25 protein-coding genes and 5 pseudogenes are annotated in these 24,188 nt (G+C 62.1%); 11 read left to right on the top strand and 19 right to left on the bottom strand.

What is annotated here, in order from left to right; translation table 11 throughout:
• Nucleotides 1-641, top strand: a 641-nt coding sequence (locus J7I85_RS23875) for a PRC-barrel domain-containing protein (protein ID WP_214858166.1), incomplete at its 5' end; no start/stop codon positions are given.
• A 358-nt stretch (nucleotides 642-999) separates the two neighbouring features.
• On the opposite strand, the pseudogene J7I85_RS23870 reads toward J7I85_RS23875, so the two are convergent.
• The 3 genes and pseudogenes from J7I85_RS23870 to J7I85_RS23855 all read right to left on the bottom strand — a co-directional run bounded on the left by J7I85_RS23870 (nucleotide 1,000) and on the right by J7I85_RS23855 (nucleotide 2,458).
• Nucleotides 1,000-1,343, bottom strand: a pseudogene (locus J7I85_RS23870) (PP2C family protein-serine/threonine phosphatase).
• Nucleotides 1,344-1,663: 320 nt separating this feature from the next.
• Nucleotides 1,664-1,927, bottom strand: a pseudogene (locus J7I85_RS23860) (GAF domain-containing protein); the annotation flags it as partial.
• A 357-nt stretch (nucleotides 1,928-2,284) separates the two neighbouring features.
• Nucleotides 2,285-2,458 (bottom strand): CsbD family protein, encoded by a 174-nt coding sequence (locus J7I85_RS23855; protein ID WP_214858163.1) that lies wholly within the window; start codon nucleotides 2,456-2,458, stop codon nucleotides 2,285-2,287.
• 159 nt (nucleotides 2,459-2,617) lie between these two features.
• On the opposite strand from J7I85_RS23855, the gene J7I85_RS25430 reads away from it, so the two are divergent.
• On the top strand, nucleotides 2,618-2,902 hold the full coding sequence (locus J7I85_RS25430) for a GlsB/YeaQ/YmgE family stress response membrane protein (RefSeq protein WP_251024778.1): 285 nt from the start codon (nucleotides 2,618-2,620) through the stop codon (nucleotides 2,900-2,902).
• A gap of 48 nt (nucleotides 2,903-2,950) precedes the next feature.
• Here J7I85_RS25430 and J7I85_RS25670 read toward each other — a convergent pair.
• A pseudogene (locus tag J7I85_RS25670) lies at nucleotides 2,951-3,250 on the bottom strand (SpoIIE family protein phosphatase); the annotation flags it as partial.
• Nucleotides 3,251-3,270: 20 nt separating this feature from the next.
• Between J7I85_RS25670 and J7I85_RS23845 the strand changes: the two are divergent.
• Nucleotides 3,271-3,685 (top strand): annotated as a pseudogene (locus J7I85_RS23845) (transposase); the annotation flags it as partial.
• Nucleotides 3,686-3,739: 54 nt separating this feature from the next.
• On the opposite strand, the gene istB reads toward J7I85_RS23845, so the two are convergent.
• Both istB and istA read right to left on the bottom strand, forming a co-directional pair.
• Complete coding sequence (istB, locus tag J7I85_RS23840; RefSeq protein WP_214858160.1) at nucleotides 3,740-4,528, bottom strand: IS21-like element helper ATPase IstB; 789 nt, start codon at nucleotides 4,526-4,528, stop codon at nucleotides 3,740-3,742.
• A complete protein-coding gene (gene istA / locus J7I85_RS23835; protein ID WP_214858153.1) occupies nucleotides 4,528-5,745 on the bottom strand; it encodes an IS21 family transposase in 1,218 nt (405 codons plus the stop codon). Before istA ends, istB begins: the two co-directional genes overlap by 1 nt.
• A gap of 1,625 nt (nucleotides 5,746-7,370) precedes the next feature.
• On the opposite strand from istA, the gene J7I85_RS23830 reads away from it, so the two are divergent.
• Nucleotides 7,371-7,556 (top strand): hypothetical protein, encoded by a 186-nt coding sequence (locus J7I85_RS23830; RefSeq protein WP_214858151.1) that lies wholly within the window; start codon nucleotides 7,371-7,373, stop codon nucleotides 7,554-7,556.
• 277 nt (nucleotides 7,557-7,833) lie between these two features.
• On the top strand, nucleotides 7,834-8,115 hold the full coding sequence (locus J7I85_RS23825; protein ID WP_214858149.1) for a hypothetical protein: 282 nt from the start codon (nucleotides 7,834-7,836) through the stop codon (nucleotides 8,113-8,115).
• A 780-nt stretch (nucleotides 8,116-8,895) separates the two neighbouring features.
• On the opposite strand, the gene J7I85_RS23820 is transcribed toward J7I85_RS23825, so the two are convergent.
• The 4 genes from J7I85_RS23820 to J7I85_RS23805 all read right to left on the bottom strand — a co-directional run bounded on the left by J7I85_RS23820 (nucleotide 8,896) and on the right by J7I85_RS23805 (nucleotide 11,025).
• A complete protein-coding gene (locus tag J7I85_RS23820) occupies nucleotides 8,896-9,162 on the bottom strand; it encodes a hypothetical protein (RefSeq protein WP_214858147.1) in 267 nt (88 codons plus the stop codon).
• Nucleotides 9,163-9,938: 776 nt separating this feature from the next.
• On the bottom strand, nucleotides 9,939-10,136 hold the full coding sequence (locus tag J7I85_RS23815; RefSeq protein WP_214858145.1) for a helix-turn-helix domain-containing protein: 198 nt from the start codon (nucleotides 10,134-10,136) through the stop codon (nucleotides 9,939-9,941).
• Nucleotides 10,137-10,203: 67 nt separating this feature from the next.
• The gene (locus J7I85_RS23810; RefSeq protein WP_214858143.1) at nucleotides 10,204-10,458 is read right to left on the bottom strand and encodes a hypothetical protein; all 255 of its coding nucleotides are present in this window, start codon (nucleotides 10,456-10,458) and stop codon (nucleotides 10,204-10,206) included.
• Between the two features lie 321 nt (nucleotides 10,459-10,779).
• Nucleotides 10,780-11,025 carry a hypothetical protein gene (locus J7I85_RS23805; protein WP_214858141.1) on the bottom strand — a complete coding sequence of 82 codons (246 nt, stop codon included), beginning with the start codon at nucleotides 11,023-11,025 and terminating at the stop codon, nucleotides 10,780-10,782.
• A 595-nt stretch (nucleotides 11,026-11,620) separates the two neighbouring features.
• On the opposite strand from J7I85_RS23805, the gene J7I85_RS25840 reads away from it, so the two are divergent.
• On the top strand, nucleotides 11,621-11,905 hold the full coding sequence (locus tag J7I85_RS25840; protein ID WP_308159634.1) for a recombinase family protein: 285 nt from the start codon (nucleotides 11,621-11,623) through the stop codon (nucleotides 11,903-11,905).
• Nucleotides 11,906-11,966: 61 nt separating this feature from the next.
• On the opposite strand, the gene J7I85_RS23795 is transcribed toward J7I85_RS25840, so the two are convergent.
• Nucleotides 11,967-12,290: a hypothetical protein gene (locus J7I85_RS23795; protein ID WP_214858139.1), complete on the bottom strand. Its 324-nt coding sequence runs from the start codon at nucleotides 12,288-12,290 to the stop codon at nucleotides 11,967-11,969.
• Nucleotides 12,291-12,691: 401 nt separating this feature from the next.
• Between J7I85_RS23795 and J7I85_RS26075 the strand changes: the two genes are divergently transcribed.
• Nucleotides 12,692-12,994, top strand: a complete 303-nt coding sequence (locus tag J7I85_RS26075; RefSeq protein WP_374102522.1) for an abortive infection family protein — start codon at nucleotides 12,692-12,694, stop codon at nucleotides 12,992-12,994.
• 550 nt (nucleotides 12,995-13,544) lie between these two features.
• Here J7I85_RS26075 and J7I85_RS23785 read toward each other — a convergent pair.
• Nucleotides 13,545-14,816, bottom strand: a complete 1,272-nt coding sequence (locus J7I85_RS23785) for a S8 family serine peptidase (protein WP_214858135.1) — start codon at nucleotides 14,814-14,816, stop codon at nucleotides 13,545-13,547.
• Between the two features lie 282 nt (nucleotides 14,817-15,098).
• Between J7I85_RS23785 and J7I85_RS23780 the strand changes: the two genes are divergently transcribed.
• Both J7I85_RS23780 and J7I85_RS23775 read left to right on the top strand, forming a co-directional pair.
• Nucleotides 15,099-16,142 (top strand): hypothetical protein, encoded by a 1,044-nt coding sequence (locus J7I85_RS23780; protein WP_214858133.1) that lies wholly within the window; start codon nucleotides 15,099-15,101, stop codon nucleotides 16,140-16,142.
• 684 nt (nucleotides 16,143-16,826) lie between these two features.
• Nucleotides 16,827-17,721 (top strand): annotated as a pseudogene (locus J7I85_RS23775) (transposase); the annotation flags it as partial.
• Nucleotides 17,722-17,788: 67 nt separating this feature from the next.
• On the opposite strand, the gene J7I85_RS23770 reads toward J7I85_RS23775, so the two are convergent.
• The 3 genes from J7I85_RS23770 to J7I85_RS23760 all read right to left on the bottom strand — a co-directional run bounded on the left by J7I85_RS23770 (nucleotide 17,789) and on the right by J7I85_RS23760 (nucleotide 19,981).
• The gene (locus J7I85_RS23770) at nucleotides 17,789-18,307 is read right to left on the bottom strand and encodes a hypothetical protein (protein WP_214858131.1); all 519 of its coding nucleotides are present in this window, start codon (nucleotides 18,305-18,307) and stop codon (nucleotides 17,789-17,791) included.
• A 214-nt stretch (nucleotides 18,308-18,521) separates the two neighbouring features.
• The gene (locus tag J7I85_RS23765) at nucleotides 18,522-19,184 is read right to left on the bottom strand and encodes a helix-turn-helix domain-containing protein (protein ID WP_214858123.1); all 663 of its coding nucleotides are present in this window, start codon (nucleotides 19,182-19,184) and stop codon (nucleotides 18,522-18,524) included.
• Complete coding sequence (locus J7I85_RS23760) at nucleotides 19,181-19,981, bottom strand: TIGR04255 family protein (RefSeq protein WP_214858122.1); 801 nt, start codon at nucleotides 19,979-19,981, stop codon at nucleotides 19,181-19,183. The genes J7I85_RS23765 and J7I85_RS23760 overlap by 4 nt, the downstream gene beginning before the upstream one ends.
• Before the next feature lie 255 nt (nucleotides 19,982-20,236).
• Between J7I85_RS23760 and J7I85_RS26070 the strand changes: the two genes are divergently transcribed.
• The gene (locus tag J7I85_RS26070) at nucleotides 20,237-20,362 is read left to right on the top strand and encodes a hypothetical protein (RefSeq protein ID WP_374102521.1); all 126 of its coding nucleotides are present in this window, start codon (nucleotides 20,237-20,239) and stop codon (nucleotides 20,360-20,362) included.
• On the opposite strand, the gene J7I85_RS23750 is transcribed toward J7I85_RS26070, so the two are convergent.
• The 4 genes from J7I85_RS23750 to J7I85_RS23735 are packed head-to-tail and all read right to left on the bottom strand — an operon-like array spanning nucleotide 20,359 to nucleotide 22,885.
• Nucleotides 20,359-20,760, bottom strand: coding sequence for a hypothetical protein (locus tag J7I85_RS23750; RefSeq protein ID WP_251024772.1), 402 nt, complete (start codon nucleotides 20,758-20,760; stop codon nucleotides 20,359-20,361). The two genes, J7I85_RS26070 and J7I85_RS23750, sit on opposite strands and share 4 nt — an antisense overlap.
• Nucleotides 20,747-21,082: a hypothetical protein gene (locus tag J7I85_RS23745; protein WP_214858120.1), complete on the bottom strand. Its 336-nt coding sequence runs from the start codon at nucleotides 21,080-21,082 to the stop codon at nucleotides 20,747-20,749. The genes J7I85_RS23750 and J7I85_RS23745 overlap by 14 nt, the downstream gene beginning before the upstream one ends.
• Before the next feature lie 40 nt (nucleotides 21,083-21,122).
• Complete coding sequence (locus J7I85_RS23740) at nucleotides 21,123-22,403, bottom strand: Y-family DNA polymerase (protein ID WP_214858167.1); 1,281 nt, start codon at nucleotides 22,401-22,403, stop codon at nucleotides 21,123-21,125.
• A 50-nt stretch (nucleotides 22,404-22,453) separates the two neighbouring features.
• Nucleotides 22,454-22,885: a LexA family transcriptional regulator gene (locus J7I85_RS23735; protein WP_214858118.1), complete on the bottom strand. Its 432-nt coding sequence runs from the start codon at nucleotides 22,883-22,885 to the stop codon at nucleotides 22,454-22,456.
• Between the two features lie 494 nt (nucleotides 22,886-23,379).
• Between J7I85_RS23735 and J7I85_RS23730 the strand changes: the two genes are divergently transcribed.
• A complete protein-coding gene (locus tag J7I85_RS23730) occupies nucleotides 23,380-23,904 on the top strand; it encodes an SOS response-associated peptidase (protein WP_251024771.1) in 525 nt (174 codons plus the stop codon).
• Nucleotides 23,905-24,188 lie beyond the last annotated feature (284 nt).

Raw genomic sequence — 24,188 nt, 5'->3', positions numbered from 1 at the left:
CGGAGCGACTTAGAAGAAGGATGTGCCTCATGCTCAGCCTGCAGGACATTGACAACATCGTCCTCAATGGAGGCATCGTGGTGGACGTGGCCGGGGAGAAAATAGGCTCCGTGGAACAGGTGTTCACCAGCGGCGATTCCGGGGAGCCGGTCTTCGTCACCGTGCGGACGGGCCTGTTCGGCATGTCAGAATCCTTCGCCCCGCTCTCCGGGGCCAGCCTCGAGGAATCCAGGATCAGGATCGCCTTCGCCAAAGACACGGTTAGGAACGGTCCCCGGATCGACAGCGACCGCGGCGCTATCACGCAGACGCAGGAGCAGGAGCTCTACAGCTACTACGGGCTCGACGCGGGCGCATCCAAGGAAGGATCCTCCACAGGATCAGGGCCGGACGACTCAACGGCGGCAGCCGGGGACGCAATGCCAACCCAAACTACGGCCGATGCCGTGGGCGAGGAAGGACGGATCGAGGCCGCCCGGTTGCCGGCTTCAGGGCAATGGCCCCCGCATCCCTTGCCACATGGCGGCCCGCCACCCCCGCCGCCACACCTCCACAAACATGTGCCCCCGCGCCCGCATCCCGGCCCTCACCCTCCGCACCAGCCACCGCACGGCCAGGGAAAACCGGGTCCCATTCAATAGTCGCGGCCGGTCGCCGGAGAAATCGCCCGGCCGCGGGTGGAACCGAACCGTTTCTGGCGGCCTGCTGGCCACGGTCTTGTTACCGGATCCCGATCGGGCCGGACCCAGCCTGGGCTCGCCGCGCTGCCAGCTTCGGCCGGGACGGCGTTCGCACTGGCTTGGAAGGGCAGAGAGGTTGAACAGGCACCCGCCGGGCGCAGCGGCGCATCCGTTATAAGTGTCGGCGGATGGCGATGGCCGTGAGGTCATCATCCGGGCGCAAGCCGGTGGTGACTTCCCTGAGCTTTTTCATGACTGAGGCGGGATCCTGTGCTTCGTGGACGATGCCGGCCACGTGGTCCAGTGCCTGGAGGGTTCCTCAGTACAGGTCCAGCAGCCCGTCGGTGAAGCAGATCAGCGTGTGCCCTGGTACCAGCCGGGCGGGGGTGGCTGGCCAGCTTTTGGGTTCGCCGACACCCAGGGGCAGGCCTCCGGCCGGGAGCCTGGTGTAGTTCCCGTCCGGGTCCACGATGAGGGACAGGCCGTGTCCTGCGTCCGCGTAGGTGATCTCTCCGCTGCCGGTGTGGATGGTGGCCTGGATGGCGGTGGCAAGGATTCCGGTGACATCCAGGTCCTCCAGGAGCGTTCCCGCCACGCTGTTGAGAACGTCCGCGGGTCCCCGGCCGGTGTGGCCCGAACGGCGCTGCGGATGGTTGCGGCCATGAGTGCGGCGGCTGTTCCTTTGCCCATGACGTCCACGATTGTCAGGTCGACGCGACCGGGTGTTTCCCGCCAGGTGTAGAAGTCGCCGCCGACGCGGTAGGGCATGCAGATGCCTGCCAGCTCGTAGCCGGCTGCCCCGGAGGGCACGGGGAGCAGGGCTTGCTGGACCTCGTAGGCGCGGTCCAGTTCGGCCGCATCCTGAAGCTCGTGCTCGGCCCAGCGGCCCAGTTCGTCAAGGATTCTGCGTTCAGCCTCGTCCAGGGTGCGCGGAACGACGTCGTAGAGGCAGAAGGTGCCGACCCGCTGGCCGTCGTGCACGCTCAGCGGCCGGCCGGCGTAAAAGCGGACCCCCTGCCGCCCGCGACCTCGGGAAGCGAACGGAAACGCGGGTCCTTCCGCGCGTCGGGGACCACGATCATGTCCTGTTGCTGGACGGTCACGTTGCAGAAAGTCTGGTCGCGGGGCATCCACATCCGCCCGGGGGTTGGAGGGGATTTGTTGAACAGGTGGTCATCGTCAAGGAGGTTCACGGCGGCGAGGGGGACCTTGAAGACTTCCCGCGCCATGCGGGTGATCCGGTCAAAGCGCTCTTCGGGGTGGGGTGTCCATCAGTTGCAGTGAAGCCAGCGCCCGGGGACCCCGAAGACGGGGACCGGGACGAATAACTGAGACGGCCTCCAAAGGTGGTCAAACTCAAATTGGATCAAGATGATCCCTGGTAGCCCGTTGGGAAACTGCCCCAGGGCGCGGGCGCTGACCTCGCCGCAAGCTGCGCCATTCCCGCCCGGGGTTGCCGGCTCTGCCCCGAATTGACGCCGCCGCGCGTGGCCATCTTCGCCCATCGCTTGTGTTCCCGGCAGGGAAGGCCCGGCAGAGAAGGCCCGGCAGAGAAGAAGGGCGCGGCCAGCAGGGGCCGCACCCTTCTGAACGCTGCGGGCCGCCTACTCTTTGAAGGCGTCCTTGACCTTTTCGCCCGCCTGCTTCACGTCCGAGGCGGCCTGGTCGCCTTTGCCTTCGGCCTTCAGGCTCTCATCGCCGGTTGCCTCGCCGGCAGCTTCCTTGCCCTTGCCGCCCATCTTCTCGGCGGCGTTCTCTATCTTGTCGTCCAAACCCATGGTGTTTCTTCTTCGGTCTGCTCCCGCCGGAGTCTCGGCCGGCGGCTTACTACCTGGTCAAATCCTGGATTCTTGTCAAATGCTAAGCAGGCTGATCATACTCAGAGTATGGCCGGTGATGACCGGCCGGCGGGTAGCTGACAAGAAAGAAGGCGTGTCATGGGAATCCTCGGATTTCTCATTCTCGGCCTGATCGCGGGAGCCATCGCCAAGGCCACCCTTCCAAGAGAACAAGGCGGGGGACGGCTGGTAACCCTGCTCTTGGGCGTTATCGGAGCGATCCTCGGCGGGTGCATCGGCTCGCTCATCTTCGGCGGCGGCCTCGGAAGTTTTTTCAGTCTCCGCACTTGGCCGCTGGCCATCCTGGGATCCGTCATCGCACTGGTAATCTTCGCTGCAGCAACGGGCGGAAGGCGGGGGATCTTTTCCCGGATGAGGATCTGAACAGGCCCACGGTCCTGCGGCGATTGGCGCCGCCGAGGCGCGGACGCCTACGGCGAGGCCGTGTCCGGCGTCCGCGTAGGTGATCTCGCCCTTGACGGTGTCGATGGTGGCCTGAATGGCCATGGCGAGGATCCCGGTGACGTCAAGGTCATACAGGAGTGTTTCCGCCACTTGGTTGAGGAGACCGGCCGGGTCCCCCTCCGGTGCGGCGCGTACGGCGCTGCGGATGGTCGCGGCCATGAGTGCGGCGGCTGTTCCTTCGCCCATGACGTCCACGAGTGTCAGGTCGACGCGATCGGGTGTTTCCCGCCAGGGGTAGAAGTCTCCGCCGACGCTGCGGTAAGGCAGGCTCTTTCAGCCGAACATTCACTGAGGTCTCGCGGCGGCGTGCGCGCGAGGAGGAACTTTCCCTAACCGTTGCGCGCTCCGAGGCGGTACGTCTGGCCAAAAGTGTCCTCGAAGTGGATGACCAGCTCAAAGCCAACGAGAAACAACTGACCGAACTGGTACAGATCAGCGAGGCTGCGCCCCTACTTCAGGAAACGGGCTTTGGGCCCGTCACTGCAGCGACCTGTCTCACCACCTGGTCCCATCACGGACGGGTTCGGAACGAGGCGCCTACGCCTCCCTGGCCGGCGTCAACCCCACCCCGCTTCCTCAGGAAACACCGTCCGGCGCCGACTGAACCGAGGTGGAGACAGAAGCCTGAACCGCGCCCTCCACATGGTCGCACTGACCAAAATGACCCATGATCCTGAGACCCGGAAATACGTCTGTCAGCGATGGTCGAAAAGTGAGCCGTTTTGTGGGTTGAAAACTGAGCCACGTTGACGTTGGTTATTCTGCCGTATTTTCCGGTCTTGTCGAGGGCAGTGAGTCGACCAGGGTGTGTTTGAGGCGGTAGCTGGAGCCTTTGAGGGTGATGACTTCGGCGTGGTGGACAATGCGGTCGATCATTGCCGAGGCGACGACCTGGTCGCCGAACACGTCGCCCCAGCGGGCGAACGGCAGGTTCGAGGTCAGGATCAGCGAGGCGTGCTCGTAGCGTGATGAGACGAGCTGAAAGAACAGGTTCGCGGCGTCCTGCTCAAACGGGATGTAGCCGACTTCGTCGACGATGATCAGCCCGTAGCGGCGCAGCCTGACCAGTTCCTGGGGCAGCCTGCCGTTCTGATGCGCGCTCTGGAGCCGGGCGACCCAGTCGATGGCGGTCGAGAACAGGACCCGGTGGCCCAGTTGGGTGGCCCGTAGTCCCAGACCGGTGGCGAGGTGTGTTTTACCGGTTCCGGGTGGCCCGAGCAGGACGATGTTGGACGCCTCGGTGAGGAACGCGCCGGTGGCCAGGTGCGCGATGGTGTCGCGTTTGAGTCCGGCTTGGTGATCGAAGTTGAAGTCCTCGAGCGATTTGCGGGCGGGGAACCCGGCTGCCCGTGCCCGGGTCTCGGCGCCGGAGGCTTCCCTGGCGGCGACTTCCCTGGACAGGACCGCCGCGAGGTATTCCTCATGGGTCCAGCCTCCGTCACGGGCCTGGTCCGCGAGCCGGGCCGCTGCTTCCCGGATCCGGGGTGCCTTCATCGCCCGGGAGTAGTACTCGATCTGGCCGGCGGTTTCCTTGGCAGCGGGCATCAGGCGACCTGCCCGTCATCGAGGACGACGCCGAAGGCCCGGTCGTAGTCCGCGAGGTCACGCAGCCCGGTTGTTTCCCCAACTGGTGTGGGGTTTTGGAAGGCTTTCCTCAAGGTCCGTGCGGCCTCGACGTGGTCCGGGTCGGTGATCGATAAACCGGTGCCCCAGGACCGGACGTGCTCTCCGACGCACCGGCCGTCCAGGCTGATCGTGACGGTTTCCAGGTCCGCGGTGACGTCGACGAATCTGCCGATGGCCTGCGGGTGGACGGAGTAGTCGTTGGATCCCATCCGGACGTAGTAGTCCCTTGGGAGCCGGACCCTGCCGGCGAATCCGGTCACAGGCGGAACCGGTGGCAGTGCCAGCATGGCCGCCCTGTCCGGGCCGATCAGCTCGGTAGGCCGGGCACCGGTCCGCCGAACCAGCCGGGCGTTGGCCACGGGGAGCCACTGGCGGAGCTGGGCGTTGAAGTCCTCCGGTGAGGTGAAGGCCCGGCCGGGCAGGAAGGAGGTCTCCAGGAACTGGTTGGCCCGCTCCACGACGCCTTTGCTCTCCGGGTCGTAGGGTTTGACCTGCACGATCCTGGTGGCGAGGACACCGGCGAACGCCGCCACCCCGGCGGCGTAGCTGTTCCGCCGCCCGATACCGGTTTCGTTGTCCCAGATCAGCCGCCGCGGAACAGCCCCCAATCCACCGAGCAGTCCCCACATCCCGGCCAGCAGGTCCCCGGTCATCCGGGACGGGATCATCCGGGCCATGATGAACCGGGAATGCGAGTACACCATCACCAACACCGGCAGCACCTTGGCCTTGCCGCCGCCGACCGGTATCCGCACCTCCGGGAACCACAGATCGCACTGCGCCTGATCACCAGGATCGTAACTGATCCGGTCGGCAGGATCGGCGGGGGCATACTCCGGACGGATCCTGGCCACGTTCTCCCGGAACCACGCCGGGGACCCGGACCAGCCGACCCGCTCGGCCAACACCGTTGCCGGCATCCGCGGGTTCTCCCTCAGCAGCGCACGGATTGCCGGCTCCACGGCTTTGATTCCGGAGTCCCGCGGCGCCCGGACGTATATCGGTGGACCGTCAGCGCTGACAGCTTTCGCAACGGTGTTCCGGGAGATCCCCAATCGCGCCGCTATCGACCTCATCGACTCACCCTCGGCAAGATGCAACCGCCGAATAAGCGCCCAATCCTCCACTGTGATCACCCACCCAATCGTTTGGAACGGGTGGCTCAGTTTTCAACCGTCACAATGGCTCAGTTTTCGACCGTCACCGACAACGTCGAAAAGCGGCGAGCAGAAGGCCGCACCAACCTGGAAATCCACCGATGCATCAAGCGCTATCTGGCCCCACGCGTACACCGCACGCTCAACGCATCTTGCACCACTAATACCGCTTGACAGACATAGAAGAGTCGGGGTGCCCCTATGTCTTTCGTCATGCGACGGCGTCGCCGGCTACTGATGCATCGGCCGGCCCGGCTGGGCCCCGGATCGCGAACCCAGGTGCCAGGTTTCCGTCCGGATGGACGAAATGGTGCTACTGATTCTGGACGGCCCGGGGATGCGTTACTAAGATCTTGTCCACCCGGCATGGGCGCACAAGGGGCGCGGGAAGGAGGAGCAGATCACCGCTGACCCAGACCAATCTATGACTGACTTATCCGTTGAAAGCCCCTCGTCCGAGGGGCTTTCATGTGTCTTGAGAACACGTCTTCGGGTCCAGGTTCCTCTGCGGGATTTCTTGGTAGCCAGCGAACTCGCGGTCGTTTGCGGCGTCCCACAGGACCTCACCTTGGGCGCCGCTAGGGTCAATTCCAGGACCAGTAACGGTCCCAGGCCACGGACCTGCACGGAAGGACCGGCCCGAGAATCAAGATGGCGGTACAGGGATCCCACGCGTGGACCCAGGAGGTGCGTTCGGAACGGGAAACCCGGGCCAGCAGGCCGCCGGCCGAGGCTATGGCCAGTCGCAGTGCCGGAACCTGACAGCAGGGCTCCCGGCATAGGCAGCCTGCGTCCCTCCGGGCTCCTGCCGCCCGTTTGGGTCATCAGCGGGCACCGATGCTTCCGTTTCCGTTCCGATGTCCTGCGGTGTGCCCATTTCTGGATCCATGCTTCATCCCCCGATTGTTTTGAAACACTCAACTCGTAACGAAATTGTAGAGGGTCTGTAGAGTGCCGGACAGCTGCCGTGCCGCGGCTGGCTGGTCGTTCCGGGCTTGCGGCGCGGGGACGGGTCAGGCTGCCAAACCCGCCATCCCGGCGTTGGCGGAGGCGTCCAGGGGGCGGCAGGATGTTGACAAGCCCGGAGCCTGGATGGGTGAGTTTGAAGACCAGGAGACAGGAGCCCCGTCCACCAAACCCTGGCACGTGCACCACAGTACCTGTTCCCTACAAGCTCGGGGAGGTAGTCATCGGTGATGATCCCTTCAACGGGCGAAATGAAGGCGCCGTGGCCAAGTCAGACAGCGGTTGGCAAAGGCTGGCCCGTGGGGTGCTCAGGCTAAGAAATTTTGAGATTTATGCACTAAAGGTGCGCGCCCCGAAGGACTAGGGGTGGCTGGGTCGCGGGTGTATCGAGGGCACGCGCTTCACGGCCCCCAGCGCAGAACTTGACCGGACCTGGACCCGCCAGTGTTCAATGTCACGACGTTCCCGACGCCGACGGGGGCTGTGCGGCGGGAGTCCCACCAAGAGTCCCGGGTTGTCCGGACGTAGGGCGGTTTTGATGTGAACTGAGCGGATGCCCTCCCATTTTCTCGGACTTGTCACGCTCTTTTCGCCCCGCAGGCTGTTAGCGTGGAGGCCCAGCCAATGAAGGAGGAGCGATGACGATCAACTCACCTGATTCACTGCCTGAGGACGAACCGCAAAAGGACACAGCCGGTGCACGGGGCAAGGACGACGGCGGGATCCCCCAGGGTGGGGACGGTATTGGTATCGCTGCGGATGCGGAGCCCAACACATTCGAACCCGAAGAGGACCCTGAGGCCACGGGGGAGCCAAGCCGCTAAGGGACCCTTTCAGAATGCGACCGCCCAGGTATTCAATGAATGTCACGCTGGACGGCTGCGTGGATCACCGCGCGATACTCGTAGATGAGGAACGCAGCCGACAATCTCGCCCGAGCTGACGCTCTGCTGTTCGGCCGGGTGACCTACCAGGTGATGGAGAGTGCATGGCGTCCAGATCCAACCGGGGGTATCTTTCCCAGACCGCTTTTCGGACGTAGGCTTGGCGCGACCCGCCGACTGCACCGGCGGGCCACGCCAGCCCAGGAAGGCAGCATCGATGGAGATGGACATCAGGGGGAACTGGGACAGGCTCAGCCCCTCCACACAGCAATGGCTCACCGATAACCCAGGATCCGCGATCCTGCCGCGGACCATGGCTGCCGTGATCTGCAAGGAGATCGGCAAACCAGCAGACCGTGACCTGCACGGGGGCTCGCTGCTGTCACAGGAGGACCGCGACTTCATCCTGGACAAGGCCGGTTCCGCCACCTCAGCAGGATCTGGGCCTCGGTTCTCCGCCCCTGCATCGACGCCGCGGACCCAGGAGTCCGGAGCATGACCGCAGCCGGGGTTGGATGACAAGATTGGTAACGCCGCAGAAAAGTTGGGCGGTAAGGGCAAGGAAGCTGCTGGGAGGCCAGGGATCGGGCCCTCAATCCTGACATCTATTTCTCCCTGCTTGGGCATCCAGCAGAGAACCCCCGTCATCCCGAACTGGCTCCACTCGCCCACCTGCGTGAAGTCCTAGACCCGGTTGACCTGCCACCCTACAGGGCCAGCGGGAAACCCGCGGTGCTCCCAGCCGGACCATAATCTGCTCTTCACCTGGGCGCCTTCAAGGCCGGTTACCGGCAGGACTCACTGGGCAGCATGACTCCCGCCTACCCTGCGTATAGGCGTACGGTTGTAACCGGCCGGCGGCGGACAGCCGACTGGCGTCCCAGACGCCAGCGGCCCCCCAGCTCCGTCGGCGGTCCTCTAGGCGCGCCCTGGTTGCCCGGGTACGACGGGTAGTGTGCGGCGAGCCGTCAGTCGTCACGAGGAATCAGTGCCGGTTCCGTTCATGGCGAACCAGACCACACCCGGCCCGGCTACCCGATCGGGCGCATTGACCGTGCGCCGGTTTGGAGAGCCGCACCCTTTACCGGCCTCTATGTAAAGAAACTGACGGCGTGCGCCAGTGGCACAAGACATCACGGCGGCACAGCTTCCCTTCAAAAACGACCGTTTCTGACTTGCCTTCGGCAACCCTATGACGCCGCTCCCTTTCCCCACATGCCGTCTTTAAAGGATCTCTGCCGATAAACCTTGGGTCAGTCCCGTGGCGGGACGAACGAGTTTACGAGGGTGAGGACGTCTCGCGGTCTCTCCGTCGGGTCAGCGGCAGCTCAAGCTCGGGGAATCGTGTGGAGCGGGGCCCGACAACCTCTGTTGAGGCGTTACGGTCCGTCGCGTCTCTGATAACAGGGCGGCGCTTGGCGGGAATGTAGGGACCCCTGTGGCGGCCGGGCTTGCTTGGGCGCAATGTGGCGGCAATGACAAAACCAAGAACGAGCGCGACTGTGGCGGCCACTGCGATGACGATGACGGTTAATGATGGATCCATGACTGCCTCCTTGATGAAGTGAGACTATGCGACGTCGGGCTCAATGATGCTTAACTGCCGAGCATGGAAGCCAAAAATGAAGGTCGGGTAGGCAGATACGTCCCGAATCGTCGCCAAGGACTTGAAGAAGGGTCCCATTTCGGGACTGGCATCGATCGAGCGAGGACTGGTTTACATCAGCTGGTGCGCGATGACGCTTCGACACAGGGACTGTTGATATTGGTTGGGACCCAACCCCCCGTCGGTCCCACCGTGCATTCCAGCGTCTGGGCGAGTTCGTAGGGGAACCCTTCTTTGCTGCTGCCCGCCCAACCCGGCAGAGTGCAAACTCCAAAAACAGGTACCGATTACTCGTGCCTTGGCCCGGCCTTTCCGTGTTGACTAGGGGCGCGGCATCAATACACAGACGGGCAAGCCCAGTTGCAGTGTTTCCTGCGATTTTCCGGGTGCAACATCCCGCACAGAGACGGGGCCGGCGGCGACGAGAATCCTGTGAGATCGGGATGTTTCCCGCAGCCGTCGTCGGCCCCCCATCCCCAACATGAGGCTCGCGGTTCCATAGGGAACAGGGCTGGTTAGCTTGGGGTCCGCCGGGCCCGGCATTTAGGGGGGTGCTGCGGGCCCGGCGGCTGGTCAGGCCATTCAGAGATCCACTTCCGACCAGATGCCCAGAGCCTGACAGCCGCACCTTGGGAAAAGCCCGGACGGACCCGACAGGGCTGAGCCACCCCTTTCAAAGCTAAGTCACCCGGAATGCCAGGCCATTTGGATCGGTCTCAGGAATCCGCCGGTGATCCGGCCTTCCTGATGTACTCCTCGACGGCGTCTTGGGGAATGCGGTAGGAGTTGCCGAAGCGCACCGAGGCCAAGGCGTGGGCCTGGACCAGCCGGTAGACGGTCATCTTGGAGACACGCAGCATCGTGGCCACTTCGGCGATGGTCAGGTAGTGGCTGGGTAGGTTGGCAATGGACATGGCAATCTGACTCCTGCGGTTCGGATCCGAGCTGGGTTGGGCGGGTTAGCGTGGTTTGCTCTGGCTGCTAATCAGGACGCCTCAGCTGCCGGTAGTCGTAGAAGACGATCTTGTCTGCAGTCTGCAGCCCCACGACGGTGCCGTTCTTGACGGCCACCAGGCCTTCCCTGCGGCCGTTGAAGGGGTCATCGCCGACGACCACTTCACCGAGTTTGTAGGGAACAGCCATCGTCCGTGCACGGGCGATGGTCTGGTGGACGAACGTGGTCAAGCGCCCGGCTCGTGTGCTGGAAGCCGGCGCGCCAGCATGGATTTCCCCCATTGAAATTCCCCCATTGGAATCTCTTGCGCAGTGCTACAGATATGCACTGCTGGTCCGGGTGTCTGCGGAGAATGGTCTCCGTACCGGAAGCACCATAAAAACAGAGTATCCGCAAGTCACATCAGTAACAATAGGTGCTATTTGCATCAGCAGGAACATTTTGGTAACGGGTGTGCTGCTCCTTTCCTGCCCCCGATCGCGCACAATGGGACCGCGGTTGAATGACGGCAGCGGAACGTGCCGCCCCAGGAACTCATGGTCAAGGCCGCCATACTCTGAAGATCGCTTGCCGCCAGCGGCAGCGGGCCAGGGGCAGGTGCGTCATCCGTCGGACGTATCAGCGGCAGGCGATACCCGCGAGAAATGGCGGCCGCGGAGTTGTCGGGGAGATGCCGACTTCCGTGTGCGGCGGACGAGTGCTCCAAGGGTGATCACCAGGAACTCGACTGTGGCAGTGAGGGCGAGCAGAACGATAAAGGCCGCGAGCTGACCGAGGAGCATCAGAAGCCCTATACCAAGGGTGCCGGCGAAAACGAGATTGAAGACCAGGATGGAGGAGTCGTGCATTCAGTAGCCGTCGGGCGGTCGTTGATTGGGGCTCACGGCACGAACCGGCGCCGACAATCCATCGCCGATCGGCGACTCAGCTGCCGGGGTGGCAGGTGCCTATAAGGGATCGATCGGTCGAGGTCCCGCTTGGCGGTTGAAGCGCGGCCGTATCCGATGTCCATGCCCGTGAGCGTATCGGAAGTCGCTCTGCATCAGAGCTTAATTTTGGAAGTTAACTGCCCAAGTTGAGCTGCAGCGGCATGTCTCAGTTTCAGGCGTCCAATACCAGTGACGGGTACGTCAGCTGTCGCCCGTCAGGGGCAGTCGTGGCAAGCAGATCTTAGGGCGGGACCACTAAAACATTGAATACCTCCTGACGTTGCAGAAGAGGGACAGGCAGCGAAACCGGGGGAACCTTCAGATGCGCACGGCACAGCCAGACCAGAAACGCTACAGTGCCAGGATCAGCAATTGTGGCTCATGAGGAGCACGTCAAAATCGACCGTTTCTGACCTGCATTCGGCAAGCCTCCGAAAAGTCAAAAAAGCTCGCTTAACGTGGTCAAAACTGGTTTTCGAAATGAAAGCTGGTCAAAACCTGGTATGGAGGCTTTATGACGTGTCTGGCAACGTATTGGGTATGCAAGGGTAAGTACCCGTGGTCAGTCGCTGGATTTCCAAGTGGATGCGCTTGGCGCAGCCGGGGCAGTGCGTGTATTTCAGGAGTACGCTTCCGAGCCACGCAAGCAAGGATGCGATGGAGGGAATGCCTGGACTACTTGCAGCCGGGGAATGTTCTGACCGTTGCTGATCTAACCAGGTTGGGCCGCAGTACCGCTGACTTGGCCGACATCGTGACCGTACTGGGACAGCGGGGGATAGGGTTTCGTTCTCTTTAGGTATGGCGCTGGAGCATCTGGACGCCGCGCGGCAGGTGCTGGCCATGCTTGAAACGGTGGACTAGCTTGGCCGTTTCTCCATGGCCTTCAGTTCTAGACCGGAATACCGACGCAGACCTAGCGAATACAGGGAGGCATCGAGCGCTTCGAGCGTTCCACTGCCAAGGAAGTGGGACACTCCAAATCGTGGTCTTAGAGGTTTCGCCATATTCTCTTGAATATGGCGAATCTTAGGCGTGACTTGGTCAGTCAACGTGCACGCGAGGCTGTTCGGGATTTTATGAGCGGCACGACGTTGCGTGAGATCGACGAGCTCTGGCAGGACGAACTTTTTGCCCCAGTATTTGAAGATCCAGAGCCAGTTGGGGGTCAGCGAGTTACTCATTTCCAAGGGTACTTAGATCAGGTTGATTGGGCGGACCCATCGCAAGTTGCGCGTGCGCTAAGAGTCTTTGATCGGCACTTTCTTGGTTGTTTGATCCGACCAACGAATACCGGCCTGGCGCCGAGCGTGTTGACCGGCTGCGCCGTCTCTTTAGGCGTGATGGCTACGAGTGGACTGATGACGGAAAAATTGTTGGCGGGCCCGAAATTGCTGTTGTCGAGGATCCTCTTCTGGTTGGAATCACAGATCCGGCAGTCATTTTGGAACATCTCGACCGGATAAGCCGGGCAGTCAGGCACGGTGACCCTGCCCAGGCCATAGGTTCTGCGAAGGAACTTATTGAGAGCACAGCCAAGCTAGTCCTACGGGAACGGGGGGAAACGTTGTCGGGGCGTGAAGAAGTGCCCGACCTTGTCCGCCGCGCACAAGAGGCTCTAAACGTGCATCCGACACAGGCTGGGGGGCCAGATGCAGCCCCTTCAGTCCGTCGCATCCTCGGGGCAGCGAGCACAGTTGCGACGGGAGTCGCGGAGCTGAGAAACGCAGGCTACGGTACAGGCCACGGACATGACGTAGTGCGGAGCGGCCTCGGTGCACGGCATGCGCGTTTAGCCGTCAATGCCGCGAAGCTTTGGTGCGAATTCATCCTCGACACCTTATCTGACGAAAGGGCGCCTTGGCGGCGCAACCAAAACCGGTCATGAATAGGAGATGATCCAGCGACCTTGGTCACCCGTCGCTGACCAGGTGGTAAAAAGATCCAGGGCTAGCCCGGACGAGGAATGAATTCACCATCTGCAATGCCACGCAACTACCTAGCTCTTGTCGGGGTAAACCAAGACGAGATATGGGGTGACCGGCTAACGCCGGCCCGCGAGCTGTCTGGACATGGCCGTCTCTGGTGATCTTGATGACATCAATGCCAGGACATTGCCGTCCTGGAGTGGCTTGAGCGAACGACCCTTGGGGAAAGCACAATGACTAGGTCCGCAACTTCTATGGAGAAGCTGACTGTGAAGCTGGTATGGAACCACGGGGACCCGTGTCCGGCGCGACGGGCGAGGGCTTCAGCTGACTGGGTTCCACGGTCCGTCAGCACACCATCGAAAACGTCAGCTGGCTCGCATGAGCCAGCGGCGGCGCCGCCGCCTGCCTGCGATCGTTAAGGGCATCAGCCGGCTTCGGAGCATCGACCGAGCCATGCGCCACTTTACGGCCACGGATTTCGATGTACGTCGGCAGTGCTGGCTCGGGCTATTCGAAGTCAAGCGGGCCAGCCGATACTCCTAGTGTGCGCTCAAAGATTGGCAGCGACCGGACATCCTCTGAATCAAGAGGCTTGGCTGCGACTCGCTCTCCCCGGTAGTCGTAGGCGAACTGCGGGCCGGTGACGTAAATGATGTTTTCTAAGTCCTTCAGCTGGCCTGCGTCAAATACTCGCAGTGTACTTAGCTCATTCGCAGCCTCGTCTGTGAGATTGACCGCTGCGCGATCGAATAGACGTACCACCTCAAGACCACTTATCGCTGCGAGGCGGTCGAGGACAGCATCCGTGCTGACGAACCCCGCGCCAACCTGGTGAGGGCCGTAACCTGGCATCGGTCGGGCCGCCGTGAGCAGCAGTGAGCGGACGATCTCGGGGGTGCCATCCACGTCCAGAACAGCGCCCGCTCGCTTCGCGACCGCAAGGCAAGCGGCGACGGCCGTTGGGTCAACGCCGACGACGGGAAGTGCAGTCAGGGGTAAAAGATTACGCGGGCTGGTCCAGATCGAAGACCCGAAGCGGTCGACAATTCCGCATCCCACGAGGGGAACGCCATGCGGGTCCGCGCCCTCCTGTACGCGGATTTCGCGGCCCAGCTGACAGATTGCGGCGACTATGACCCGGACGAGGTAGGTCACCTTTGGGGCTGCGAATGACGTCCCCTCAGGGTAGGGGGCTATATCCGATCGCCCGTCCGCCACAAGGTCCGGTCCGGAATTCAGGTCATCTCGGGTTCCGATCGCGGAGTAGGGGGCGAGCTTGGTCCCCGTCTCGTCCACCGTCGCACCGACTGACAGCACCCAAGGGGCGCGTGCCCATGCCGACAAGGATCCTGCACCTTGAGCACCACAGTTACCTGCAGCCAAGACGAACAGGACGCGGGCTATTAATCCTGCCCGAGTCGCGATATTGACAATGTCGTTCCCGACGAAGGGGAAGTCAGGCGACGCGGGACCGGCACTGACGTTGATGACGGGAACGAGCGCGGGGGGCGAGGGCCAATCTAGCTCGTCATCGAAATCAATCCCGCGGTCGGGCAAGTACACCGGATAACCCTGCGCATCGCCCACGGCCCGCCCCCGGAACAAGAGCCCGTCGCGATTTCCCGCGTCCTGGGCTCGCGCGATGTGGAGAAGCACGTCGATACCGTTCGCGAACGTGCGCGACTGCTCAAGCGCCCCGAGCGCGGGGATGACCTTCTCAACTCCCGGGATCCTTTGGATGTGTTGGGCCTGATCGGGGTTTGAATTTATTTCGATCACGGGTACGAGGCGATATGGTCTCGCCTGTACGCCGAGGCCGCGCACGGATGACAGAACTGCTCCGTATTCGGTGGGGGATGTCAATACGAGAAATTGAGTCTTGGAGAGAGCGCTCATCTCCGGTCGGGGCGCACTCAGGCACGCCCTTGGACCGTTGTCGAATAGCGTGAAGAAATCCTCTGTTTCTTTCCCCATAGCTCTGCTACCTTGCTTTTTTATCGAGTTGTACCCGAAACGACCCTGGGTAGCAACCCTCGGACGATGAAGCCCGTAGGAGAGGTCATGAGAGATGCCGACAAGGTCGCGGCTGCGACGGAGAGTTGGAGGTTAGGCGCCGAAAGCGTGATCGGGTTCGCGGAGATGGCGGCGCCGGTCGACGAAGGTGAATTCGCGCCGTTTTCAGCGGGGGGGATCGACGACTCGGTCGGGGAACTAGAGGCAAGAATCGACCGCCTGCTCACGGCGGCTGATGTTTCCGTCGATGCGGCAGGCGAGCTCGGAGGCATCGACATCCTGCTCGGGAACCTCGAGGTCGCGAATGTTCTTCTGACCGCTAGCCAGGAGCCCTCCTCGGTCTTCAGTGAAATGGGGGTTGATGGCGGATCAGTTTCTTTCGATGAAGCGCGGGTGCACGTGGCGGTCTTGAAGAGCTCGGCGGACGGCGTGGTTGAACCGACGCCGAGGGAGCTGCCCGACTCGGTTAGAGGCAAGTTTGACGAACTGCAGGTTGCCGGAGGCACAGAGCTCGTTGAGCTCGCGAAGAGTCCCACGGTGCATGCAGTTGTCGTAGGCGGAGCGAAAGGCATCGCTGTAGTGGCGGCCGGCAAGGTTAAGGAGGCATTCCATGCTGTCGAGAGCGCGCTTTCGTGGCTCAAGAAGGCAGCCGTGCGCGTCATTGAGTGGGTCGTGACCAAGCTACGGAAGATGTTGCCCGATCGCTTTCAATCCAAGTTTGACGAGCTGGTCGAAACGGTCAAGGACAAGCTCGTCGATGGTGCCCCCGGTACCGTCGGGACGCTGCTCGGGGCGCTGCTCGGGCGACGCGGCGCTGAAAAAGCGTGGGGAGCGCTTTCGGCAGATCGGCTCTTGGAGCTCGAGCCCAGCCTTGACAAGACTACAATGAACCAGCTCACTCGGATCGGCTTCATCACCAGGGGCCGTAAAGCCGTCGACAAGTTCGACATAGTCGTCTCAGCGCTGGCCGACACAAACGTAATTCCGCAAGTCAAGATTGCAGCTCTCGCACTAGTCGCCGCGGTCATTGGCTTCGTCGGGTTTCAGGTGTGGGACGGCTTCCACGACCTAGAACGACTAGCGGAGGCGTGACCACGGCCCGATCAGACCGATGTGAGCTTTAGCAGCCGAGAATTGTGGGCCTCGAACACGCTCGAACTCAACTGCATTCCACTACCTGCGAAAAGCCCCCATTTATCGCTCAAAGTCAGACTCTCACTTCAACTCTTTTCGGTTGCCATGCGATTTCCCGCCGAACAACTTCCCCAAGGTTCTTCGAGACCGCGGCATAAGCGTGGCTGAGGTCCATCACCTTCTGTGCGGCACGATCCTCAAGGCCGTCTTCGACTTCATCCAGGCCTTCAGGCGACCTAGAGAGGCGTGTTGAGGCCTCGGTGAATCCATTTACGGCATCGCGTACGTTAGGGTCGAGGGCCCTGCTCGCCAGACGGCGTACTTCGACTCCTAGTCACCGAACTGGCAGCCGCAACGATCGCCATCGCCGGTGAAACAAACCCTCGACCGGCTCTGGCACGGCAGTACCGGCCCAACCCACGATCAGCGAGGTCTGGCCTGACTCCTCAAATCAGCCGGAAGATAGACAAGAACGGGCGTGCGGGATGACAGCATCACGCCCGCCCATGGGCTTACATTACTGAGCAGGATGCAAAGAGCAGGCTCCGCATGTTTCTGATCCAGCACCCGGATGGAGAGCACATTCGCTGGCTCAATCCGCCGGAACCGCTGATGCCAGCAGAACATGTCCTGCCTCCTGCCCTGGCTTGCGGGGATCCGGTGGTCTGGGCGACCGACCTGAATCATGGGGGACCGGCGCTGTTGATCGCCCTGCTGGTCGGCCACGGCCAGGACATCCTCTACATTCCGGGCCGTAACGTGCATCACGCCTCTAAGATTTACCGTGGCGAAGGTAAAACGGACGCCAAACAGTTGCTCGAATACTTGCCGGCGCTGGAGCGGGCCTTCGACTACAGCCGTTCCAAGGCTGCACTGACCCTGCTGAGCAAACACCGGACGCCGGGCGGGATCCGCCGCGCAGGTCAGGCCAGAATTCACGCTTGGCTGAAGAAGCAGGGTGCACGCTCCACGGCAGCCGTTGCTGCAGCCGCCAATTCACAGCACACCGCCGTTCCGGCCCAGCACATGGGGGAGGGGATCGTCGCGGCACTGGCCCGGGAAATCCTCACTCTGAACGAGGAGCTGGCGGAACTCGATGCGCTGATCAGGAGAAAGTCACCGAACACCAGCACACACAGGTGCTGCTGAGCATGCCCGGCTTCGGGCCCGTCCTTGCCGCCGAATTCCTCGGCGGCACCGGCGGTGACCTCTCCGTCTTCCAATCCGCTGACCGGTCCGCGGGTGTTGTCGGGCTGGCCCCGGCGCCCCGGGACTCCGGAAGAATCAGCGGAAACCACCGCCGGCCCAGGCGCTACGGCCGGCGATTGCTGCGTGTCTTTACCTCTCCGGGCTTTCCGCGCTGAAGTCCTGTCGCGCCTCGCGCCGCTATTACGACCGCAAACGTGTGGAAGGGAAATTCCACATCCAGGCGATGCTCTCGCTTGCCCGGCGCCGACTCAATGTCCTCTGGGCCATGCTCCGCGACGCCACCACCTACACGCCCGTTCCGGTCATACCCCGGCCGTTGGCCGCTTGATCCGGTGGCACGAGAAATCTGTGTTGCCCCACGGTGGGCCAGTTGTTGTTGTCGGCCACGTATAAGGTCAGGCCTGCGCTGCTATGCGCAGTTCCTTAAGGTGCCGTCGCATGGCGGTACGAACTGTGGCGCGCGTTTGAGCGTCCTCCAAGAGGTTCTGCCATCGTTTGCCTGCATTGGTCGAATCGCCTCGCAACCATTGATGGGCAGCGGCGGTTTCGGTGGCGAATTCCGCGGAGTTTTCTGCGCGCTCGTCACACCATTCCTCGATGAGATCAGCTTCTTCAAACTGAGCCACGGTTACAAGTTGGTAGTCATAGGTCGGAACCACCACTCGACTGTTGTGGTGAACCCACCGCTGAAGCAGCAAGTTGACGCCTACCTGTGACATACACGCGACTCGGTTATGAGGTTGTAGGGCCTCCTCCGGAACGAGGTATGGCTCGTGAAGGTGCGCGGCAAAGTGATTGCCATCGTCATATAATTCCGGAAGGGGCATTAGCCTGTAGTTGCCCTTCCAGCCGCCGAATGGAATCAACGAGGACTCACGTACTTCCGCCACGAGCAGCCTGGAAACGAGATTCACTCCATCGACGCGAAGTGCGCATGGGTGCTGTAGCACGACTGCCGTTATTCGTGAATCGCTATCCCCGAGGTCGCAAGGCACGTCTTTGAAAACGTCACCCGTGAACACCGGTCTCGACTCCGAAACCTCGTCTCCCCTCGCCCGATACATGGAAGCCCAGCCCGGGGCTTCGCGCGTTCCAGGCGCCTCGAGGTCTTTTCCAGGCATCTCAGACTTAGCCTTTCGATCTAATGGACATTTGGCCGTCTTCACCACGGAATGTCTCGAATGGTGATTCGTATGTGGTTCGCCAGGAGGGGTCAAACCGGGTGAGGGCTTCCTCAGGATCAAGATGTCCACTGGCATATTCAAGAACCAGGAACGTTTCGCCGGAAGCCCAAAGATCTATGGGTGTTACAGGGATTCCTTCAGTTACGGGCATTTCAAACCAAGACTCGATCTCTTGGATCCGGCCTTTGGACGCGATAAGGTCTTGGGCTGCCACCAGGCTGGCAATTCTGTGACGGTTTTCTCCTGATGCCTTCTCACCCTTCCGCCATTTTTGAATGGCCGGAACACTGACCCCAAGCATCCGCGCAATGTCTCTCCACGCGAATCCTTGATCGGCGAGCACCTGAAGTAGATCCTGGACGCGCCCCACAGCTCGTTGACTAGTAAGGACGCGCCACTCATGAGTCAGAGCTTCTACATGCGTTTCTCGGACGTCATTGTTCAACCTCGTGACTTTTGTCACCAGGTTGCCGGTCCGCTCCGTGTGTTCAAGTGCCGAAATACGAGTGGGCATGTCAATCGTTGGCAGGGTGAAGCTAGGCGTGGCTGTCCCCGAGTCGACAGAGTAAGTCTGCTGCTGCATTGCAGCAGAAATAGTGTTGGTCACTTGCGAAGCACCTCATTCCTTAGGCGGTCTGTAATGCACTGTTCAAACATCTCACGTACGGGCGCATGTAGTGCCTCGCTGGTCTCCTTGAGAAGATCAAGTGAAAACACCGGAACTCCTGATTCGGGCACCCAGAAGCTGTCCAGATCGAGAAGGAAGAACTTGCCAGGATAGGCCGGAGATTTTCGTCGTAACTCTCCGTTGGGGTTCACTGCAAAACCCTCGCCGGTCGCATGTCTCATGACCAGAGACCTGCCTCGTTCGGGACCGAAAACTGCGACACCCTGCCACTGATTCAGGGGCAGATCCTGGGCGTTCTCGACGTGAGGTCCTAGAAGGGACGGGACCAGATACTCGCTCCACTCTGGGTTTTCAGTGTCAGGTATCCGTATCTCGTCGATGTATCGCAGGCCCACTCTCTCTATGCCGTCAATAGGAGAGACCTCGTTGCGAGCTTCGCAGACCTTCAAGAGCAGCTCGCTAAAGTCCTCCCAGCCTGGGTACTGGGTCGTCTCCACGATGGTCGAACTGCTAAGCAGAGAAGCAGCAACCGTTGTTTTTCTGTCGAAGTACTTCGGGGACTCCTCCGTTTGGACCGTTGGAACCGCGCCGGAGGGCCCGAACTCGATGGTCTGAGAGGAGACCTGCTGTGAACGCATCACAGGGAGCTCGTTGCTTAGAAGCTCCTTGAAGATAGCTCTCTGTCGAGGGCTTAGAGTCTCTGATTGGGGATGGCGTAGCTCAAACGCCACCGAAACCAAGGGCGCACTTGGGTAAACCTCACGCTGATGATTCATACTGAGATGATACGCATCTAGAAACCAAAACAGTAACCAAACTAGTAACACTGCCAGGGTTTTCTCAGGTTAGGACGGCAGAAAATCCGTTGACACCCTGTCCTGCTCTGAGGGAGGGCGCAACAGGAAACTGGACGGACGGCAAGGACCCAACTGCCTCAAAAAACACAGCTTTTCGAGACATTCCATCGGGCTCGTCTGTAGCCGTACAAGTAGAAGCTCCTTGAGTACGCCGAGGAAGGCGACATCGTTGGTGTGTGGCGCGTCGACCGTTTGAGCCGGTCGCTGATTGACGTGCTGAACCCGGTGGCCCTGCTGCATACAGCTGAGCTGCCGTCGCCGGTCTCTACGGTCAGGGTTACTTTCACGCCCATATTTTAGACAACTGCCCGGGCCAGGGTGCTTTCCAACGCTGCCAGCAGCGTTGGGCCGTGCTTTTCTTCGCGCCGGTCCACTGGACGTGCCCCGCCCAGAGCAGGGCAAGCGGTCATCATCCACAGTGCAAAGTAGTTGTGCGGGATCCGGAGCCCTATCGCGCGCTGGAACAGGCGCACGACAACTGGGTTTAGCGACAGGTCCGGCTGGAACTGGAATCCAGGACAGAACGTGCCCCCGTCGATGAAGACGCGAATGAGTTCGCGAAACGCCGGTTCCGGGTTCGGGGTGCCGGCTTCGAGCCGTTCCCTGACCCGGCCGACCGTGGGCAGGCCGAACTCATCACGGACCGCGTCCCAGAACTGCGGCGGAATGGGGGAGCGGTATAGCTCAGCTGGCATCATCGATGCCGTCCAGCAGCCATTGCGTGGAGGTGGGGTCACGGCGCAGCAGGAACGTACGCAGTGCCGAGTTGGAGGAGAGGCGGACCTGGATCCGCCAGTGCTCGATGTCGACGACGTTCCCTACGCCGCGTGGGGCGGTGGTGCGGGTGTCCCACCATGAGTCGCGGGTGAACCAGTGCATGGTGTCCAGTTCGGGGTCGACCGTCCAAATCCCGCCGTCGTAACGTACGGCCAGGGGAGTACCTGTCGGGGTGAAGCGGACGTCCACCATGAGGTTCAGGCTGGGGGCGTTCAGGGTTGGTGCGTCGAATGTGATCGTCATTGATTGGGGTTCTTTCGTGTGGTGCTGGTGATGTTGGTTCTTAGGCGGCTTTGACGAGGGGGAGTTCGTCCCAGTGGGTGGTGTAGCGGGGGGAGAGCATGTCGCGTTTCATGGTCCAGTCCGGCCCGCCGCGGATCCCGGCAAAGCCCAGGCCGATCGACCCGCGGCCGTACCGGCGGGTGACGTCCTCGAGGAGTTCACCGATGTGGCGTTCCTCGTACGGGTTCTCGAACAGCGACAGGGGCGCCTGGTTGCCGGTGGGGCGCAGGTCGGTGACCATGATCCCGGCCCGGGCGTACCGGATCCCGTCGACGATGCGGGGCAGGAGCGCGTGGGCGGCTTTGGTCAGGATGACCGGGTCCGCGGTGGGCATCGGCAACGGAACGCACACTGAGGGGTAGGAGGTGTCTTTCGGGTTGAAATGTGAGGTGCCGGCGAATGCGGTGAGGATTTTGGCCTGCAGCCCGTGTTTGGCCAGCCGGGCGGAGGCCTGCTGTCCGTACACGCTCATCACCTGTCCGATGTCGGCAGCGGTGGTGATCGGTTTGGCGAAGGAGCGGGAGAAGATCAGCTGGTCCCGGCCGATCCGTTCCTCCTCCATGGGGATGCAGGGGGTGCCCTGCAGTTCCAGGACTGTGCGCATGACCACCACGTTGAACTTGTCCCGGATCTTCACCGGGTCGACGCCGGCCAGGTCGGCGATCGTGAAGATGCCCCGAACGTTCAGGCGCCGGGTGAGCCGCCCGGCGATGCCCCAGATCTCCTCTACGGACAAACGTCCCATCAGGTCCTCCCGCACTGCCGCGGGTACGGAGTCCCAGTGGCAGACCCCGCCAAAGGCTGGATTGTTTTTCGCCCACTTGTTGGCAAGCTTCGCCAGGGTCTTGGTGGGGGCGATTCCGACGCAGACGGGAACGCCGACGTTCCGCTGGACGGCGGACTTCATTGACCGGCCCATCGCGACCAGCTCGGCCGGGGTTCCTTTGACGCCGAGGAAGGCCTCGTCGATGCTGTACACCTCGAGCCAGGCCGAGTACCGGCCCAGCAGCTCCATGACCCGGGCGCTGATGTCCCCGTAGAGCTCGTAGTTGGACGAGAGCGCGACGAGGCCCCATTCCTTCGCCCTGGGGGCGAGTTTGAACCACGGCTCGCCCATGGCGATCCCCAGGGCTTTGGCTTCGGGGGAGCGGGTTACTGCGCAGCCGTCGTTGTTGGACAGCACGATCACGGGCTTGCCTTCCAGGGACGGGTTGAAGGCCCGTTCCGCGGAGGCGTAGAAGCAGTTCACGTCCACGTGCGCGATCTGCGGCATCCGCTGCATCACCGCCGGCCTAGCCACGACCGTCCTCCCTCTCGGTGCAAGAGCGCGCGTTACACATGGTGCAGGAACCTTGTCGCGACGCCCCAGATCGTCAGGTCTGACAGGGCCGGGACCCTGATGTCCGGGAATTTCGGGTTCTCCGCCTGCAGCACCACCCCGTCCGGGGTGATGCGCAGCCGCTTGATCGTCAGCTCCCCGTCCAGGACGGCCACCACGACCGAACCGTCGATGGGTTCCAACGCCCGGTTCACGATCAGTTCGTCCCCGTCGCTGATCCCGGCGCCCTCCATCGACTCCCCGGTCACCCGCACGACGTAGGTGCTGGTGATGTCCTTGATCAGGTGCTCGTTCAGGTCGATCCGGCCGTCAAAGTAGTCCTGCGCCGGCGACGGGTAGCCCGCCGCGACCGGTACCGGGGCCATCAGCACCGACAACAACGACACCCCGGCATCTACCACGCGGGGACCAACAATCACGCCCACAACACACCTTTATTCGAACATATCTTCGATTCTTTCAGTGTAGCCGGTGGCCCTGACAAAGTGTTTTCCTCCCAGGGTGCGTTGGCTGCAGGCTCCTGTGGGCGGGTTGGGGGAGGGGCGCTGCCCACAACCGGGGACAATTCCGTCCGGGTTATCCACCGCTACGGCTGCCGAAGGGAGCTTCCCCAGTGGCTCCCGAAAGAGACCGGCCGTGGATAACCCGAATTGCCCCCGATCATGGACAGGACCGCGCGACGGGAGTGCCGCCTCGCCGGGGGAGCGGCCGCCACCATTCGCCCCTAAGGCGCACGAGGTGCCGGAAATCCCACTGCGACCGCCGCGCGGTGACAGGCAGTCCGTGCCTGGCCAGCTTGGATCAATCGCCCGGGGTGAGTCGTCCGGGAGCCTGGCCTGACTGCTTCGTGCTGGCCTGTCCTCAGCCGGCCGCGGTCTGCGGTATCTGCTGCCGGGGCCGGGTCGGGCAGAATGGGCTCATGTGCGGCAGATATGTGATGTCCAAGGCCACGGGCGATCTTCTGAGCCATTTTGAGGCCAAGGAGGTGGAGGGCACCCCGCCGCCTCCGAGCTGGAACGTCGCGCCCACCCAGGACGTGCCCATTGTGGCCGAACGGCTGGACGAGGGCGCCCTTGAGCGGCACCTGCTCGTGGCGCACTGGGGTTTGGTGCCGTCGTGGGCGAAGGACATCAAGATCGGCAACAAGCTCATCAATGCCCGCAGCGAGAGCATTCTGGAGAAACCGTCTTTCCGCAAGGCCGCGGTCAAGCGCCGGGCCATCATCCCTGCTGACGGGTACTTTGAGTGGCAGAAGACCGAGGACGGGAAGAAGATCCCGAACTACCTGTACTCGGAGAACGAACCGCTGCTGGGATTCGCCGGCCTGTACGAGTGGTGGGCCGATCCGTCTGTTCCCGAGGATGACCCGGGCCGCTGGCTGCTCAGCTGCACAGTGCTGACCACCACGACCCAGGACGCCCTGGGCCACGTTATCTGGGGGTAGCGGGCTCGGGGCGAGAGAAGATATGCCCAGAACGATTGAGTCACGTAAGGTACGTGCCCTGCTGCCGGGTCGAAACAGGTGGCGGAGCCAACAAGTTTCGACATGGTGCTCAGATGTCTATGACTAATGGGTGATACGCCAATTCCACCGATTGGTTGCGAGACATAGTTAGTAGCTGGGGAGCCGCTCCGCGGCGTTGGGGGTTTGAGAAAACGGCCTTGTGGCTAGGTTGGGTAGCGGCGCATGATGGCAGTGCCGCGGTCGACGCCGGCGATTCTTAGTGC

This window comes from Arthrobacter sp. ISL-65, from assembly GCF_018613795.1.
Taxonomy (GTDB): Bacteria; Actinomycetota; Actinomycetes; order Actinomycetales; family Micrococcaceae; genus Arthrobacter.
Note: the sequence above shows the minus strand (reverse complement) of the source record. Positions and strands in the feature narration are given on the sequence as shown.